The sequence below is a fragment of the Arthrobacter sp. 135MFCol5.1 genome (assembly GCF_000374865.1).
Taxonomy (GTDB): Bacteria; Actinomycetota; Actinomycetes; order Actinomycetales; family Micrococcaceae; genus Arthrobacter.
In genome coordinates this window covers 42,825-58,371 of the sequence record NZ_KB895454.1, presented here as the reverse complement: position 1 = coordinate 58,371, position 15,547 = coordinate 42,825, and the positions used below count along the sequence as shown (strand labels likewise).

General features: G+C 68.9%; 12 protein-coding genes. 5 read left to right on the top strand and 7 right to left on the bottom strand.

Annotated features, from left to right (window positions below):
- Positions 1 to 72 precede the first annotated feature (72 nt).
- The 6 genes from hrpB to ribA form a co-directional block, all read right to left on the bottom strand.
- Positions 73 to 2,676 (bottom strand): ATP-dependent helicase HrpB, encoded by a 2,604-nt coding sequence (gene hrpB, locus C563_RS0106470; protein WP_018761223.1) that lies wholly within the window; start codon positions 2,674 to 2,676, stop codon positions 73 to 75.
- Positions 2,677 to 2,719: 43 nt separating this feature from the next.
- Complete coding sequence (locus C563_RS0106465) at positions 2,720 to 3,271, bottom strand: hypothetical protein (RefSeq protein ID WP_155845119.1); 552 nt, start codon at positions 3,269 to 3,271, stop codon at positions 2,720 to 2,722.
- A 28-nt stretch (positions 3,272 to 3,299) separates the two neighbouring features.
- Positions 3,300 to 3,602 carry a hypothetical protein gene (locus C563_RS0106460; protein WP_018761221.1) on the bottom strand — a complete coding sequence of 101 codons (303 nt, stop codon included), beginning with the start codon at positions 3,600 to 3,602 and terminating at the stop codon, positions 3,300 to 3,302.
- A gap of 130 nt (positions 3,603 to 3,732) precedes the next feature.
- Positions 3,733 to 4,248 (bottom strand): flavin reductase family protein, encoded by a 516-nt coding sequence (locus tag C563_RS0106455; RefSeq protein ID WP_026264431.1) that lies wholly within the window; start codon positions 4,246 to 4,248, stop codon positions 3,733 to 3,735.
- A gap of 210 nt (positions 4,249 to 4,458) precedes the next feature.
- The gene (locus C563_RS0106450; protein WP_018761219.1) at positions 4,459 to 5,397 is read right to left on the bottom strand and encodes a 5'-3' exonuclease; all 939 of its coding nucleotides are present in this window, start codon (positions 5,395 to 5,397) and stop codon (positions 4,459 to 4,461) included.
- Between the two features lie 60 nt (positions 5,398 to 5,457).
- Positions 5,458 to 7,314 carry a GTP cyclohydrolase II RibA gene (gene ribA, locus C563_RS0106445; protein ID WP_018761218.1) on the bottom strand — a complete coding sequence of 619 codons (1,857 nt, stop codon included), beginning with the start codon at positions 7,312 to 7,314 and terminating at the stop codon, positions 5,458 to 5,460.
- A 265-nt stretch (positions 7,315 to 7,579) separates the two neighbouring features.
- Here ribA and C563_RS0106435 point away from each other — a divergent pair, with 265 nt between their 5' ends.
- The gene (locus C563_RS0106435) at positions 7,580 to 8,872 is read left to right on the top strand and encodes a BNR-4 repeat-containing protein (protein ID WP_018761216.1); all 1,293 of its coding nucleotides are present in this window, start codon (positions 7,580 to 7,582) and stop codon (positions 8,870 to 8,872) included.
- Between the two features lie 129 nt (positions 8,873 to 9,001).
- On the top strand, positions 9,002 to 9,931 hold the full coding sequence (locus C563_RS0106430; RefSeq protein WP_018761215.1) for a sugar phosphate isomerase/epimerase family protein: 930 nt from the start codon (positions 9,002 to 9,004) through the stop codon (positions 9,929 to 9,931).
- Between the two features lie 79 nt (positions 9,932 to 10,010).
- Here C563_RS0106430 and C563_RS0106425 read toward each other — a convergent pair whose 3' ends face one another.
- Entirely contained in the window at positions 10,011 to 10,244 is a 234-nt protein-coding gene (locus tag C563_RS0106425) for a hypothetical protein (protein WP_018761214.1), read from the bottom strand.
- Positions 10,245 to 10,489: 245 nt separating this feature from the next.
- Between C563_RS0106425 and fdh the strand changes: the two genes are divergently transcribed.
- From fdh to nrfD, 3 genes are read left to right on the top strand one after another with little or no spacing between them, the layout of a single operon-like run.
- Positions 10,490 to 13,732 (top strand): formate dehydrogenase, encoded by a 3,243-nt coding sequence (gene fdh / locus C563_RS0106420; protein WP_018761213.1) that lies wholly within the window; start codon positions 10,490 to 10,492, stop codon positions 13,730 to 13,732.
- Positions 13,729 to 14,556, top strand: coding sequence for a 4Fe-4S dicluster domain-containing protein (locus C563_RS0106415; RefSeq protein ID WP_018761212.1), 828 nt, complete (start codon positions 13,729 to 13,731; stop codon positions 14,554 to 14,556). Before fdh ends, C563_RS0106415 begins: the two co-directional genes overlap by 4 nt.
- Positions 14,553 to 15,497 carry an NrfD/PsrC family molybdoenzyme membrane anchor subunit gene (gene nrfD, locus C563_RS0106410; protein ID WP_018761211.1) on the top strand — a complete coding sequence of 315 codons (945 nt, stop codon included), beginning with the start codon at positions 14,553 to 14,555 and terminating at the stop codon, positions 15,495 to 15,497. The genes C563_RS0106415 and nrfD overlap by 4 nt, the downstream gene beginning before the upstream one ends.
- Positions 15,498 to 15,547 lie beyond the last annotated feature (50 nt).

Below are 15,547 nucleotides of genomic sequence, written 5' to 3'. Positions count from 1 at the left end.
CTGGCAGCGTCGCCCGTTCATCTGATACCTCACGGGCAGGCCGCGGGTGCTGCCCGCCGCCCCCTAACGGCCCTATGTGCGTGGCTTGGCGCGTGCGCTCGCCGGGGCTGACCACGGATCCTCCGGCCAGGGGTGCTTGGGGTAGCGGCCGCGCATTTCGGTACGCACCTGGGCATATGGGCCGGACCAGAAAGAGGTCAGGTCGTCCGTGACGGCCAGGGGGCGGCGTGCCGGGGACAGCAGGTGGAAGAGCACCGGAACCCGTCCGCCGGCAAGCCGGGGTGATTCAGCCAGCCCGAAGCATTCCTGGAGTTTCACCGCCACCACGGGCGCCGCGCCGTCGTCGCCAGGCTCCGGGTACTCGATCCGGACCCGCGAACCGCTGGGCACTTCAAGCCATTCCGGAGCGAGCTCGTCGAGCCTGGCGGCCTCGGGCCACGGGAGCAGCCCGCGCAGCGCCCCGGCCAGGTCGAGGGAATCCAGCGGCGCCCCCGCGGCGAGGGCTTCCAACCCGGTTCCCAGCCACTCTTCCAGCCGGGCCAGCAGGGCCGTATCCGAGACATCGGGCCACGGCTCCCCTGCCTGGCGGTGCAGGAAAGCGAGCCGGCTCCGGAAGGAGGCCGCCGCCGTCGGCCAGGAAAGGGCTGCCAGCCCGCCCGCCTGGAAAGCGGCTGCCACCGCGGCCCTGCCTTGGGCGGCCGTGGGACGCACCGGTGTCGAGGCAAGTACGACCGCCCCCAGCCGCTTGGTCCTGCGGGCCGTCAGCCGCCCTCCGCTGAAGCGCGTGTCCACGGTTTCAGCCAGCAGGTGCGCGGCCGCAGTTTCGGCCATGGTGGCGGACAAGGGTGCCGCGGCGCGGATCACGGCACCGGTTCCGGCCGCGTCCCGGCCACCGGCCCGCGAAACGTCGGCCACGGCCAGCCATTCGTGGCCTGAGAGGGTACTGCCGCCGGGGAGGCCCGCCCGGGTGCCCGACGTGAACAAGTACTGCCCCGACCCCTCGCTGCCGGGGACGCGGCGTGCCACGCGGTCGGGATAGGCGAGGGCGACGACGGCGCCCACAGCTTCGCCCCGGCCAGGGGGCAACGCCGCGGGAACCGGGGCATGGCGGTCCGGCTGCCGGCGGGCCAGGGACGCCAGGCGTTTGGCTTCCTCGGCCCAACGCCGGCCGGCAGGCCCGGGATCTGCCCGCAGCTGGGCCAGGAGCCGGGGCAGGTCCGCCCCGGGCGTGCGGTGGTCCCCGGAGAGCGCAGCCACCACCTCAGCGGCCAGCCGGGTCCCGGCGGATGCGGCACCTTCAAGCAACGCCCGGGCGAGCCGGGGGTCGGCGGGTACGGCCGCGAGCAGCCGGCCTTCGGCCGTCACGTGGCCGTCGTCGGTTACGGCGCCGAGCTCCCGCAGGACCTCGACGGCGTCAGCCATGGCCTGGCGGGGCGGCGCGTCCGGCAGGGGCAAGCCCTTCCCGCCGGGCGAGCCCCAGCAGGCCAGGGTCAACGCCGCGCTGGTCAGGTCCGCCACGTTGATCTCCGGCGTGACGTGCGCCGGCGCGGCACCGTAGGCCTGCTGGCTGTAACAGCGGACCACGGTGCCCGGGCCTTGCCGGGCCGCGCGTCCTGCGCGTTGCTCAGCGGATGCCCGGGAACAGGAAACGGTGACAAGCCCGCTCATTCCGCGGCCCGCATCGCGCCTGGGCTCCCGGGCCAGGCCGGAATCGATGACCAACCGCACGCCGGGCACGGTCAGGGACGACTCGGCAAGGTCCGTGGAGACGACGATCCGTGGGCCGTCCCCGGGGTGCCGGCCGGACACGGCCCTGTCCTGTTCGGCCGCACCAATCCGGCCGTGCAGTTCCAGGACATCCACGCTGCTGCCCAGCCTGCCGCGCAGGGCCGCGGCCACGTGCGAGACCTCCCGGGCTCCCGGAACGAAGACCAGGGCGTCCACGGAGCTGTCTGCCGCAGCGTGGGCCTCCGCAGCCGTGGCGGCCACTTCGTCAAGGAAAGCGCGCGTCACTCCCCCGGCGTCAAGGCGCGGGCTTTGTGCCGGGAGCCACTGCACCTCGAGCGGGTAATGCACCGCCGGGCAGTCCACCACGGGGACCGGGCGGCCGGATGTGCCCAGCAGCGCAGCAAACCTGGGTGCGTCGAGGGTCGCTGACATGGCGACGACGGCAAGGTCACCGCGCAGCTCGCGGACCTCGGCGAGCATCCCGACCAGGAGGTCGGTTTCGAGGCCGCGTTCGTGCACCTCGTCCAGGACGACGGCGGACGTCCCGTCCAGGCCCGGGTCCGCCAGGAGCCGGCGCAGGAGGATGCCGGGGGTGACGAACTCAATCCGGGTGTCCGGGCCTGCCCGGCGTTCGCCGCGGACCGTGTAGCCCACCCGCCCGGCAGCCGGGCTGCCAACAAGTTCCGAGAGCCGCCGGGCTGCTGCGCGGGCTGCGACGCGCCGCGGCTGGGTGACGACGACGCGGCCCGAGGTGCCCACAAGGTTGGCCAGCAGGGGCGGGACGAGGGTGGTCTTTCCGGTTCCCGGCGGGGCCTGCACCACGGCGGCGGCCCCGGGGCCGGTTTCCAGTGCCTGCCGCAGCCGGGGAACGGAGGCTGCGAAGGCAAGGCCGGCGCCAATGGCACGGAGGTCAAAGCCGTCGTCGGCTTGGCCTGCAGCAGGAATCATCCATCTATTCTCCCCTGACCGGGACGAGTTCTTTGGCGCCCGGTCAGGGCTTGCCTTGGCCTTTGGCCTTGCCCTTGGCTTCCTTCGCCGCATTCGAACGCCCCGCGCCCGGCGGATCGGCGGCGGGCGCCGGTTCAGGCGCCACGGCCGCCACGGCCGGTTCGGCCGGTTCGGCCGGTTCGGCCGGAACGCTTCCAGCCTCACCCGGTGCTGCGGACAGCTCGCCGCCGGCCGGAGCAGCCTGTGGTGCCTCGGGGGGCGCAACTGCCGCGACCTTTGCTGCGATGTCGGCCCGGACGGAGGCCAGTGCGCTGTGGATGCCGTTGTACCGCTCGGGTGAAAGCCGCCCGTCCGCCGCCGCCTCGCCGAGGTCTTTCTCCAGTGCCTCAAGGGCTGACAAAGCGCCGTCCATCCTGTTTTCGGCCGCCGCCTGGCTGATGCCCAGCACCCGGACCTGGAAGCCCCGCAGCACGCCCTGGTCGGTGCGCCCGGGACCGATGCCCGCAGCGCCGGCAACCAGTATGGCCGCGACGGCAACGCACACGAGGATCAGGGCACGCGTTCCGCGGCGCCGCCGGCTGCCGGGCTCTGTCACGCGGTCATTGTCCGTGTCGCGTCCGGCTTCAGGCCGCATGCCGGCCACGGAGCGGGACGACGGAGGGTGCGCGCTGGGGCAGGGCGGTAACGGTGGCGGGGTCCGCGTGCTCCTGGGCTGCCGGCGTCCTCCGCGAGCCGAAAGTCGACCGCGCCAGGAAGTGGCGGACCGCGGTGCGGATCCAGGTGGTGAGGAACAAGCCGATCCCCATCCCGAGGAGCACGTGTCCGGCAACGTAATGTTGCCCGGCTCCCGGGCCCCCTTCGGCTGCCATCGCCACGCCGCCGGCGGTCAACATCACTGACAGGGCCGTTCCTGAGATAACGCCCATGGCTCCTGCTCCATCCCATTTAGTCAGCACGCTTACTGGTATTGCTCAGCAAGCTTACTACTTGGCGGGGCTGATTCAAGAGCCGGGGGTTGACGCCGGGACGGTGGGCCGGCCGACAAACCGGCCCCGGTCAGCCTGCAGCTTCGAGCAGGCGTTCGACCGGCGAGATCCCTGCATAGCGTCCCTTGAAAAACAACAGCGGCTCAGCGTCCACCCGGGCATCCAGGTGCCGTACCGCGGCCACCACGATGGTGTGGTCACCGCCGTCGTATTCCGCGTGCAGTTCGCAGTCGAGCCAAGCCAGGGCGTCATCCAGGACGGGATTGCCCAAGGGCGACGACGTGTGGCTGACTCCGGCGAACTTGTCCGCCCCGGAGCGGGCGAACTGACCTGCGAGGTGCTGGTGTTCAGCCGGGAGGATGTTGATGGCGAAGGTGCCCGCACTGCGGAGCACAGGCCAGGTGGTGGACGTACGCGCCGGGCTGAACGTGACGAGCGCCGGGTCCAGGGACAGGGACGCGAACGACTGGCACGTAAAGCCTGCCGGCCCTTGTGGCGTGGAGCTTGTGATTACCGTCAATCCGCTGGCAAAAGTTCCAAAGATATCCCGAAGCCGGCGTGGAGCGAGATCTGATGTGGCGGTCATAATGTGGCCTCTCGTTTGGATCGTTACCTCACCAAACCATCAGCGGATTGCACGTTCAAACCGCCTGAAATGAGCCGACGCCCGCCGCAACGAAACGTCACGGCCGTACACCCGGCGTCATCCAAACCTGGCTCCGGGACGTCCAGCATGTCCCGGTTTTACGCAATAAACAGTCATCCCGGACCCGGCTGGCAGCACCGGCGTCGTCCGTCAGGCTTGCTGGTCCAGTGCGGCGAGCAGCCGGCGGACCGAGCCTCCGAGGTTCCAGTCCCCGGCCGCCTGCTCAAGCCCGGCGCGCCGACTGCCGGTCACGGGCCGGAGCCGGGCCCCCGCCTCGTCCAGGGTGGGCAGCTCCAGGTTGCGGACCAGGCGCACGACGGCGGGGGCGGCTTCCAGGTATTCGGCGGCGGCGTCCAGCCTGGCCCGGACCGGGCCGGATACCCCGCCGCCGGGCTCATCGGCTGCTGCCAGCAATCGTTCCAGGGTGCCGTACTTCAGGAGCAGTGACGACGCCGTCTTCTCACCGATCCCGGCAACGCCCGGCAGTCCGTCTGAGGCGTCCCCGCGCAGGGTGGCGTAATCGGCATACTGCTGCGGCAGGACCTTGTATTTGGCCACCACGGTTTCCTCCGTGACCACCTCGAGGTTCTTCATGCCGCGCGCGGTGTAGATCACCCGGACGCCGCGTTCGTCGTCGCAAACCTGGAACAAGTCCCGATCTCCTGTGACTACGTCCACCGGGAAGGCGGCGTGGCTGGCATAGGTGCCCACGACGTCGTCGGCCTCATGGTCTGCGGCCCCCACGATGGCAATGCCGGCGAGCTCAAGGGTCCGGCGGATCATGGGCAATTGGGCCTCAAGGCCCTCGGGGACCACCTCGATGTCGGTCCCGCCCGGTACCGCCTTCGCCACCCGGTGTGCCTTGTACGTGGGGATCAGGCTAACCCGCCACTGGGGCCGCCAGTCGTTGTCCCAGCACGCCACCAGATGGGTGGCTTGGTAGTCGGTGGTGAGCCGCGCGATCATGTCCAGCAGGCCGCGGACAGCGTTTACCGGCGTACCGTCCGGCCGCCGGATGCTGTCCGGAAGGCCGTAGAAGGCACGAAAGTACAGGGAAGCAGTGTCAAGCAGCATCAGGCGCTGGGGCATACCTGATCCTGACACGGATTTCCCGCCTGCGGCTGCACCGGGCAACCGACGCCGCGCTGCCTAGAAGGACGGCATGGTGAATTCCATGCCCAGCAGGCCGCGGCCCGCCTGCTCCAGGATGGGGTCGAGGCCCAGGGTGGGGTGGCTCAGGAGCACGCCGACGTCGCGCTGGATCCGCTGCAGCGGATGGGACAGGCGGTGGGCACTGGCGCCCGATCCGGCGACGGCTAGCCGGACCGCCTTCTGGGCGGCTTCCGCGCTTAGGGCCAGCGACAGCCGGAACGAGGCCCGCTCCCGCGCGGCAGGCCCACTGGCCGCCGGCCCGTCCCCCGGCAGCAGGGACAGTGCCGCCTGCCAGTGCAGTTGGGCGGTGGCCACCAGCCCGGACGCCTTGGCGTAGCGGGTTTGCGCCGGGACATAGTCTGCCTGCCGGGTGATGGTGCCGTTCTTTTCGTTCCGGCGCAGCAGCTGGTCCCGGAACAGCTCCAGGGCATACTCTGCGGAGCCAAGTGCCGCCGCCGGGGCCACCAGGTTGAGCAAGGTGGACATCGGCGCAGAGATCAGTGGTTCGGAGTGGAGCTCTGCGCCGGGATTGTCGGGGCCGCTGAGCACGGCCCAGTCCATGACCCGGTCCGCCGGAACGAAGAGCGAGTCCGCGCGGAGGTCGTTGCTGCCGGTTCCCCTGAGCCCGTCCGTATGCCACGCGTCCACCAGTTCCAGGTCGGTGAGCGGAACCAGCGCCTGCAACCGGATGCCGTCGTGCTGCACCGCCAACAGGGCCCATTGCGAGTGCATGATGCCCGAGGCGAAGCTCCAGTGGCCCGAAACCGCATATCCGCCCGGCACCTTCCGCGCCGAACCAACCGGGGCACTGGTTGCGGCGGCGAGCGGCATCACGCCGCCGGAAAAAACGTCGTCCTGCACCTTCCGGGGCCAGCGTGCCAGCATCCAGGCGTGCTCCGCCAGGTGCCCGGCGGTCCAGGCCGTGGAGGCGCAACCCCGTGCGAGGCCCCTGATGGCTTCCCCGTACGTCTGTGCGCCCAGGCCATACCCGCCGACACCCGCGGGCGCCAGGAGACGGAAGATGCCGGCGGCCCCCAGGTCCCGCATCGTCCCCTCCGGGAGCCGGCGCAGCTGCTCGGCCTCCTCCGCCCTGGCGCGCAGGGCGGGGATCAGGGCTTCCACGCGGCCCAGCATGTCCGCGTGACCGGGGGCGCGGCCCGAGCCTTCCGGGGCGGCGCGGACGACGGCGGCCTGGCCGAGCTCCAGCGTATGTCCGGTCCGGTCCCGCTTGGCGGCGAGGTAGCGGGAGTTGGCCTCGGAGAGGTGGACACCGGTGGGGATCTTTTCGGCGGTGGCGATGCCGAGTGCGGCCAGCTGCGAAGCTTTGTCGGGATTGTTGCTCAACAGCCTCACCGACGTGGCGCCCAGGGCATGGAGCATCTGGGCTGCCGCCGTATAGTCGCGTTCATCCTCGCTATGGCCGAGGGCAAGGTTGGCGTCATAGGTGTCAAGGCCCTGGTCCTGCAGGGCGTACGCGTCGAGTTTGGGGTAAAGGCCAATGCCGCGGCCTTCCTGGCGGAGGTAGAGCAGGAAGCCTCCGGCGGCAGCAATGCGTTCCACGGCTTCCCGGAGCTGCGGTCCGCAGTCGCAGCGCTCGCTGCCAAAGACGTCCCCTGTCATGCATTCGCTGTGCAGCCGGACCAGGGGCGCCGTTGCGCCGCCGAGGAGGGCCTGCTCCCAGTTACCCAGGGCCAGCAGCAGGTGTTCGCGGCCGTCCACCAAGCCATGGAACGTCATGACGACGGCGGTGGTGGCGTAGCCGTCGACGAACCGGAGCGGGACGCTGACCTGGCTGCGGACGGTGGCCGCGGGCAGGGCGGACGAATGCGGTGCGGAATGGGCAATTGCTGTCATTGCGGGCCTCGGCGATCATCATAAATGGTTGAAGATTAAAGTAAGGGTATCCCGCATTAGTTCAAGCTTCAAGCATTGTGTCCGGATAAGTCGGGGCTGCCTGAACGTTCGAATCCGACCGGTTTTGGCCACACCCTTGACCACCGCATCCGGGCGCGCCGATACTTCCATATGGTCCAACCACACAGCCCATGACGGCTCCGTGGCCGACGCCAGGCGGCGCACCCACGGGTGGAACCCACCCCACAACGAGAGCAGGATTCCGATGCCCGGCATGCAGACCACCATCAATGACAACGGCGCATGGTGCTGGTTCCAGGACGAGCGCGCCCTGGTGGACCCGGCCAACAACACGCTGCTGGTGGGCTCCGTGGCAGCCCCCGGGGGCGCCGGGGGCGACAGGCGGGGCGGAAACATCGAGGTTGCCGTACTTGACCTTGCTACCGGTGACAGCCAGGTCCACGTTGTCCACACAAGGCTGGAGCCGGACGACCACAACGCCCCGGCGCTCCTGATCAGGCCCGATGGCCGCTACCTGGCGATGTATGCCAAACACAAAACGGACAACTACTCCCGCTGGCGGATCTCCACCCGGCCACATGACGCCTCCGAATGGGGCCCGGAGGAACACTTCGACTGGACGGAGCTGGCCGGCGGCCGCGGCGCGACCTACTCGAACCTGCACCGGCTCGCTGCCGAGTCCCGGGTGTACAACTTTGTCCGTGCCATCAACGACGACCCCAGCCTTCTGGTGTCAGGAGATGACGGCACCACATGGCGATTCGGCGGAAAACTCTTCACCCGCCCCAAGATCGGCTACGTCAACGGCTACACCCGATACTGCGGAAACGGGACGGACCGCATTGACCTCATCACCACCGACCACCACCCGCGGGACTTCAACAACAGCATCTACCACGGCTACATCCGCGACGACGCCCTGCACGACGCCCGGGGCCAGGTGGTCAGCAAGCCGCTGATCGGCTCGCCGGGGATCAACCAGGCTGCACTGACCACAGTGTTCGCGGCGGGAACGGACATTGACGGCGACATCCTTACCCACGGCTGGACCGTGGACCTGCGCCGCCAGGGGCAGGACCTGGCCGCCATCGTCAGCTGCCGCGCCAACGACGTCAACGGCCCGCTGCAGCGGGAGCAGCCGCTCGACGTCGATGATCACCGGCTGCTGTACGCCCGGTTCGACGGGAGGCAGTGGAACCTGCACCCGCTGGCGGCCGCCGGACCGGCCCTGCTGCCGCACGAGCAGGACTATACGGGCCTGGGCGCGGTGGACCCGCATGACCTCAACCAGGTGTACATCTCCACTCCCATCGACCCGCGGACCAGGCAGGCCACCGGCCACTACGAGATCTACCGGGGCAGGACGCGGGACGGCGGTGCCACCTTTGGCTGGGAAGCGGTCACAGAAGGCTCCGCAGTGGATAATCTCCGGCCCATGGTGCCGCCCGGGGATCCCTCCACCCACGCTGTCTGCTGGTTCCGCGGCAGCATGACCTCGTCCCAGGACTATGCGACAGACGTGGTGGTCCTGCATTGATGCCGGGCGCCCCGACCACCCGGGCCCGGTGACCGAGTGTGATCGAACCGGCGCCGGCCGTTGACCCCGCCGCACCCCGTGCGCCAGTGTTGAAACGTTATTACCGACTGCGAACGGCCAGGACGACGAATGCACCACCGAGCGGAGCTCGAACCAACACTGACGGTGTCAACACTGGGGGCGCCTGGCGAAAGCCTGGACACGGTCCTGTCCTGGTTGGTGGCGCACGGTGCACGGGGAGTGGAGCTGCGGCTTGGCCCCGGCCAGATCGCCGCCCCGGCCATGACCCGGCGCGAACGCTCCGAACTCCGGTCCCGGATCGAAGATTCAGGCCTGGCCGTCACCGGGGTGGCCAGCTACATCAGGGTCGCGGAACCGGTTGCCGATGAACTGGTGGTGGGGGCGCTCGAAGCGGCGCTGATCCTGGCCCATGATCTCGGCGCGCCGGCCGTCAGGGTATTCCCGGGAGCCCCCGTCCACCCCTGCGGATACGACAGGGTTCCCGAAACCATCCAAGCCAGTCAGGAAGCCAACGCCCTGGCAGCCGGACGGCTCACAGCCGTCGCACGCTTGGCCCGGGATCTGGGAACGTACCCGGCGCTTGAAACGCACGATTCACACCCCCGCGGCAGCGACATCGCCGCCATCCTGGACATGGTGGATGGGCCCGCAGGCGCCGTCTGGGACCTCATGCATCCGTGGCGGGTGGGCGAGACCCTCGGCGAAACGTGGCGGGCCCTGCAGCCCTGGCTCACCGGCGGAGCGGGCAGCGTCCAGGTCAAGGACGCCCGGTTGCCCGCCAGCCGGACCCCGGCCTTTGTCGGCACAGGCACCCTCCCGGTCGATGCCTTTGCCGGGCTGCTCCGGGACGCCGGCTACGCCGGTCCCGTCTGCCTGGAGTGGGAGAAGTCGTGGCACCCCGACGCACCGCCACTGGACGAGGCACTCGGATCGGCGGTGCGGTGGTTCCGGCGCCACTGGCCTGCGCGGCCAGGAGCCGACACCGCCGCACCTTTTCAGCCCCAGCCCTTCCCTGGAGACATCATGATGGAGCCGTGACCTGAACTCACCCCTGGAACTTCCGGGGACAACAGCACCGCCAACGCCTTCACCGCGCGGCGGCTGCCCAACTCTGGATTCAGCCTGTCGTGGGCTCTTCGCCGTTGGCGACAGCTTCGATCCAATCCACGGCCCCATCAGTAAGTTGGGGACCGTCAGCTGATTCTCCAGCCCACCATTCAGGATCGGTCGAGCCGCCGGTGACGGCCATGATGTCCGTGATGACAAGGGCCGGCAAGGGCTCGCCGTTGTGCTCAATGAGCCACGTGCGTGTTTCGTCGCCTACCAGCGGCCACCAGGCGGATATCTTCATGAACGCAGTATCGCACCGACGATGGTGCGTGCCTACACTCATTCGCGGGCGCAATGTCCGGGCACCCGCGGCAATCCGATGTCGCAACTTTTCGGAGGGCAGTCCTCGGACATGTGGTCACCACCCACCGGTTGAGTCCGCTTCCACAAGCCGGTGCAGAAATGCTAAGCCCCTGTTAGCATTTTCCCCACATGCATGTGACCCGTGCCACAGGCATGTCGATTCGACGACCAAAGGGGTGCCCCATGGTGAATCCGCTGCAATGGCCAGTGCTGCGCCAACTGCTCGAGAACGATCCCACGGGCAGGCATCATGCCGTGAAGTCACCCGCCACCGAAAACCTCACGCCCCGGACCGCCACCGCAGACCACGTGGTCCCTTCGGTGTGCCCCTACTGCGCTGTGGGATGCGCCCAACGGGTCTACGTCAAAGACGGGACGGTCATCCAGATCGAGGGCGACCCGGACTCCCCGATCAGCCGGGGACGGTTGTGCCCCAAAGGCTCGGCCTCGCTGCAGCTGACCACCGGTGACTCCCGCGAAAAGTACGTTCTCTACCGCCGGCCCCACGGTACTGACTGGGAGCGGCTCGACCTTGAAACAGCCATGGACATGGTGGCCCAACGCGTGGTGGACACCCGCCGGAAGACCTGGGAATGGGAATCCGGGGGCCTCCGCACCCGCCGCAGCATGGGAATCGCCAGCTTGGGCGGCGCCACCCTGGACAACGAAGAAAACTACCTGATCAAGAAGCTGTTCACCTCCCTGGGGATCGTCCAGGTGGAGAACCAGGCGCGGGTCTGCCACAGCTCCACGGTGGCCGGCCTTGGCACGAGCTTCGGCCGGGGCGGCTCCACCACCTATCTCCAGGACCTCCAACGCGCCGACTGCATCCTGATCCAGGGATCAAACTTCGCCGAAGCACACCCCGTCGGATTCCAATGGGTCCTGGAAGCGAAGGAACGCGGGGCAAAAATCATCCACGTGGATCCCCGGTTCTCCCGCACCAGCGCCATGGCCGATACGTTTGTTCCAATCCGCGCCGGGACGGACATCGCCTTCCTGGGCGGCCTGGTCAACTGGGTCATTGGCCACGATGCGTACTTCCACGACTACGTCGTCAACTACACCAACGCCGCTACCATCCTCGGCAAGGATTTTCGCGATACCGAAGACCTCGACGGCCTCTTCTCCGGATTCAACCGGGACGATTCCTCCTATGAAACCGAAAGCTGGCAGTACGAGGGAGGCTTCGCGGCTGCGTCCTCCGGTGAACGGGACGCGGACGAGCAGGAAGGCAGCAGGCTGGGTGAATCCTCGCACGCCCAGTCCCATGGTTCCGGCGGGCCCGGCGTGGCCGGGAAGTGGCACCGCGACGAGACCTTGCAGGATCCGCGCTGCGTGTTCCAGGTCCTGCGCCGGCACTACTCGCGGTACACCCCGGAGATGGTGGAAGAGGTGTGCGGGGTACCGCAGGCCTTGTTTGAGGAGGTGGCCGAAGCGCTCACCAGCAACTCGGGCCGGGACCGGACCACGGCCTTCGCCTACGCCGTGGGCTGGACGCAGCACACCACAGGGACGCAGTACATCCGGGCCGCATCGGTTTTGCAGCTCCTGCTGGGCAACATCGGCCGGCCCGGTGGCGGGATAATGGCCCTCCGCGGACATGCCAGCATCCAGGGCTCCAGCGACATCCCCACCCTCTTCGACCTGCTGCCCGGCTACCTGCCCATGCCGCACGCCAAGCAGCACCTGGACTTGGCCGGCTACGTCGGGGCGGACTCCGCCAAGCAGGGCTTCTGGGCCAACATGTCCGCCTACACCGTGAGCCTGCTCAAGGCCTGGTGGGGGGACGCCGCCACGGCAAGCAACGACTACTGCTTCGACTACCTTCCCCGGATCACCGGCAGCCACAGCACCTATGACACCGTCATGGCGCAGCTGGAAGGAATCTGCAAGGGCTACTTCCTCATGGGCGAGAACCCCGCCGTCGGATCCGCCAACACCCACCTGCAACGTGCCGGGATGGCCAACCTCGACTGGCTCGTGGTCCGCGATTTCTCCCTGATCGAAAGCGCCACCTGGTGGAAGGACGGCCCGGAAATCGCCACCGGCCAGATGCGCACGGAGGACATCGGCACGGAAGTCTTCTTCTTTCCGGCCGCAGCCCACACGGAAAAGGCCGGCAGCTTCACCAACACCAACCGCCTTGTCCAGTGGCGCGAGCAGGCCGTGGAGCCTGGCGCCGAGCGCCGCAGCGACCTCTGGTTCATCTGGCACCTTGGCAACCGCATCCGGAAGCTGCTCGCGGACTCGCGCGACGACGTCGACCGTCCCATCCTGGACCTGACGTGGGACTACCCCACCATCGGCACCCAGGATGAACCGGACGCAGACGCCGTTTTCGCCGAGATCAACGGCCGCGGCCCCGACGGCAACCCGCTCTCCGCCTACACCCAGCTCAAGGACGACGGCTCCACCTCATGCGGCTGCTGGATCTACTGCGGCTGCCGCGCCGACGGCGTCAACCAGGCGGCCCGGCGGAAACCCCACACCGAGCAGGATATTTCCAGCCGCGAGTGGGGCTGGGCATGGCCGGCCAACCGGAGGGAACTGTACAACCGGGCCTCCGCCGATCCGGAGGGACGGCCGTGGAGCGAGCGGAAAAAGCTCATCTGGTGGGACGCGGACGCCGGGACATGGACCGGCGACGACGTCCCCGACTGCGAGCCCGCCAAACCACCGTCCTACCGTCCCGCCGAGGACGCCACGGGCACCGACGCCCTCTCCGGCATCGACCCGTTCATCATGCAGTCCGACGGAAAAGGCTGGCTCTTCACTCCCGCCGGCCTGACCGACGGGCCGCTCCCCACACACTATGAGCCGCAGGAATCCCCCTTCGACAATGCACTCTACGGGCAGAACCGGAACCCGGTCCGGAAGCTCCTCAAACATGACGGCAACCGGTACCAACCCAGTGGCCGGGAACCGGGGGCGGAGGTTTACCCGTTCGTGCTGACCACCTACCGGCTCACGGAACACTTCACCGCGGGGGCCATGACCCGTTGGCTGCCCTACCTTGCCGAGCTGCAGCCGGAGTCGTTCTGCGAAGTGTCACCGGAACTGGCGGCCGAGCGGGGACTCACCAACAACGGCTGGGCCACCCTGGTCTCGGCCCGCGGAGCCATCGAGGCCAGGGTCCTGGTGACCGGCCGGATGAAACCGCTCACCGTGCAGGGCCGCACCGTGCACCAGATCGGGATGCCCTACCACTGGGGCCCCAACGGGCTCAGCCGCGGCGATGCGATGAACGAGCTCTCCTCCATCGCCATGGACCCGAACGTCCACATCCAGGAGGTCAAGGCATTGACAGTGGACATCCGTCCCGGGCGGAGGCCGCAAGGGCCGGCCTTGCCATCCCTGGTGGCGGAATACCGTCAGCGGGCAGGCATCGATGAGCACACCGGCCAGGAAGGAATCAAGGCATGAGCGTCACCCAGTTGGGAATGCCCGCCATCGGAGCACCCGGTGAAGCACGCAAGGGCTTCTTCACGGACACCAGCCTCTGTATCGGCTGCAAGGCCTGTGAGGTGGCCTGTAAGGAGTGGAACTCGCTGCCGGCGGAGAGGCCGTTACAACTCACCGGTGAGTCCTTTGACAACACTTCCCGGCTCAGCGCGGACACCTGGCGGCACGTGGCCTTCATCGAGAAGAAGGTTCCGGCTCCGGCGGCTGGCGGAACCGAGGGCATCAAGTGGCTGATGTCCTCGGATGTCTGCAAGCATTGCACCAACGCCGCCTGCCTGGATGTGTGCCCCACCGGGGCGTTGTTCCGTACCGAGCATGGCACGGTGGTGGTCCAGCAGGACATTTGCAATGGCTGCGGGTACTGCGTTTCGGCGTGTCCGTACGGCGTGATCGACCAGCGGCCCGACGACGGCCGCGCCTTCAAGTGCACCATGTGCTACGACCGCCTGGGTGTCGGCGAAGAGCCGGCCTGCGCCAAGGCATGCCCCACCCAGTCCATCCAGTACGGTGAGCTTGATGAGCTCCGGGAACGGGCCGACGCCCGGGTCGCGGAGCTCCACGAGCGGGGTGTGGATGAGGCCAGGCTCTACGGCAGGGATCCCGACGGCGGGGTGGGCGGTGACGGGGCCTTCTTCCTGCTGCTGGATGAACCCGAAACCTACGGGCTGCCGCCGGACCCGGTAGTGACCACCAGGGACCTGCCTGCCATGTGGCGGCGGGCCGCGGGTGCTGCTGCCGGGCTCCTGGCGGGGGCCGCCGTCGTCTTCTGGGGAGCCAGGAAGTGAGCCGCCGCCGGGAGCGTGAGGAATTCACCTCATACTATGGCCGGCCCATTCTCAAGGAACCCACCTGGGAGGCGGCGGACATCGCGGGGTACATTTTTGCCGGCGGCGTGGCTGCGGCCTCCTCCATGCTGGCGGCCGGCGCGCAGTACACGGGGCGGCCCGCACTGGAACGCCGGGCCAAGCTCACGGCGCTGACCGCGATCTCGGTGTCCGCAGCGGCGCTGGTGCATGACCTGGGCCGGCCGGAACGGTTCCTCAACATGCTGCGGGTGGCCAAACCCACCTCGCCCATGAGCATGGGTTCGTGGATCCTTTCCGTGTACGGCCCGCTCGCCGGCGCGAGTGCGGCCGCCAACATCACGGGACTGTTCCCGGCGGCCGGGCGGGCCTGCGGCCTCGGCGCAGCTGTCAGCGGTTCCGCGGTGGCCACGTACACGGCGGTGCTGCTGGCCGACACCGCGGTTCCCACCTGGCATGACGCCCACGAAATCCTGCCGTTCGTGTTTGCCGGTTCGGCCGCCGCTGCCGGCGGCGGCATCGCAGCCGCCCTGGCGCCCGTCCCGGAGGCCGGTCCTGCGCGGCGCATGGCAGTGGCGGGTGCGCTGCTGGAAACGGTGGCGAGCCTGCGGATGGAACGCAGCGGCCACCTGAGCACGGAGACACTGCGGGAGGGCCGGGGCGGTACGTTGATGCGCCTGTCCAAGGCCTTCAGCATCGGCGGCGCCGTGGGGCTGGCCCTCGGCGGTCACCGGTCGCGCACCGTCAGCGTCGTGGGTGGCCTCGCCGTGGCTGCGGGGTCGGCCCTGCTGCGGTTCGGTGTCTTCGAGGCCGGAAAAGCGTCGACGCGCGACCCCAAGTATGTGGTGGTCCCCCAGCGGGAGCGCCTCAACGCTGCCGAAGCCGTCAGGAGGGAAGCCGCCGGCATCGACGCGGCAGCCTGAGCCGGCCGCCTGAACGGAAGCCGCAGCCCGGGCCGGGACGCTGCGGAGCG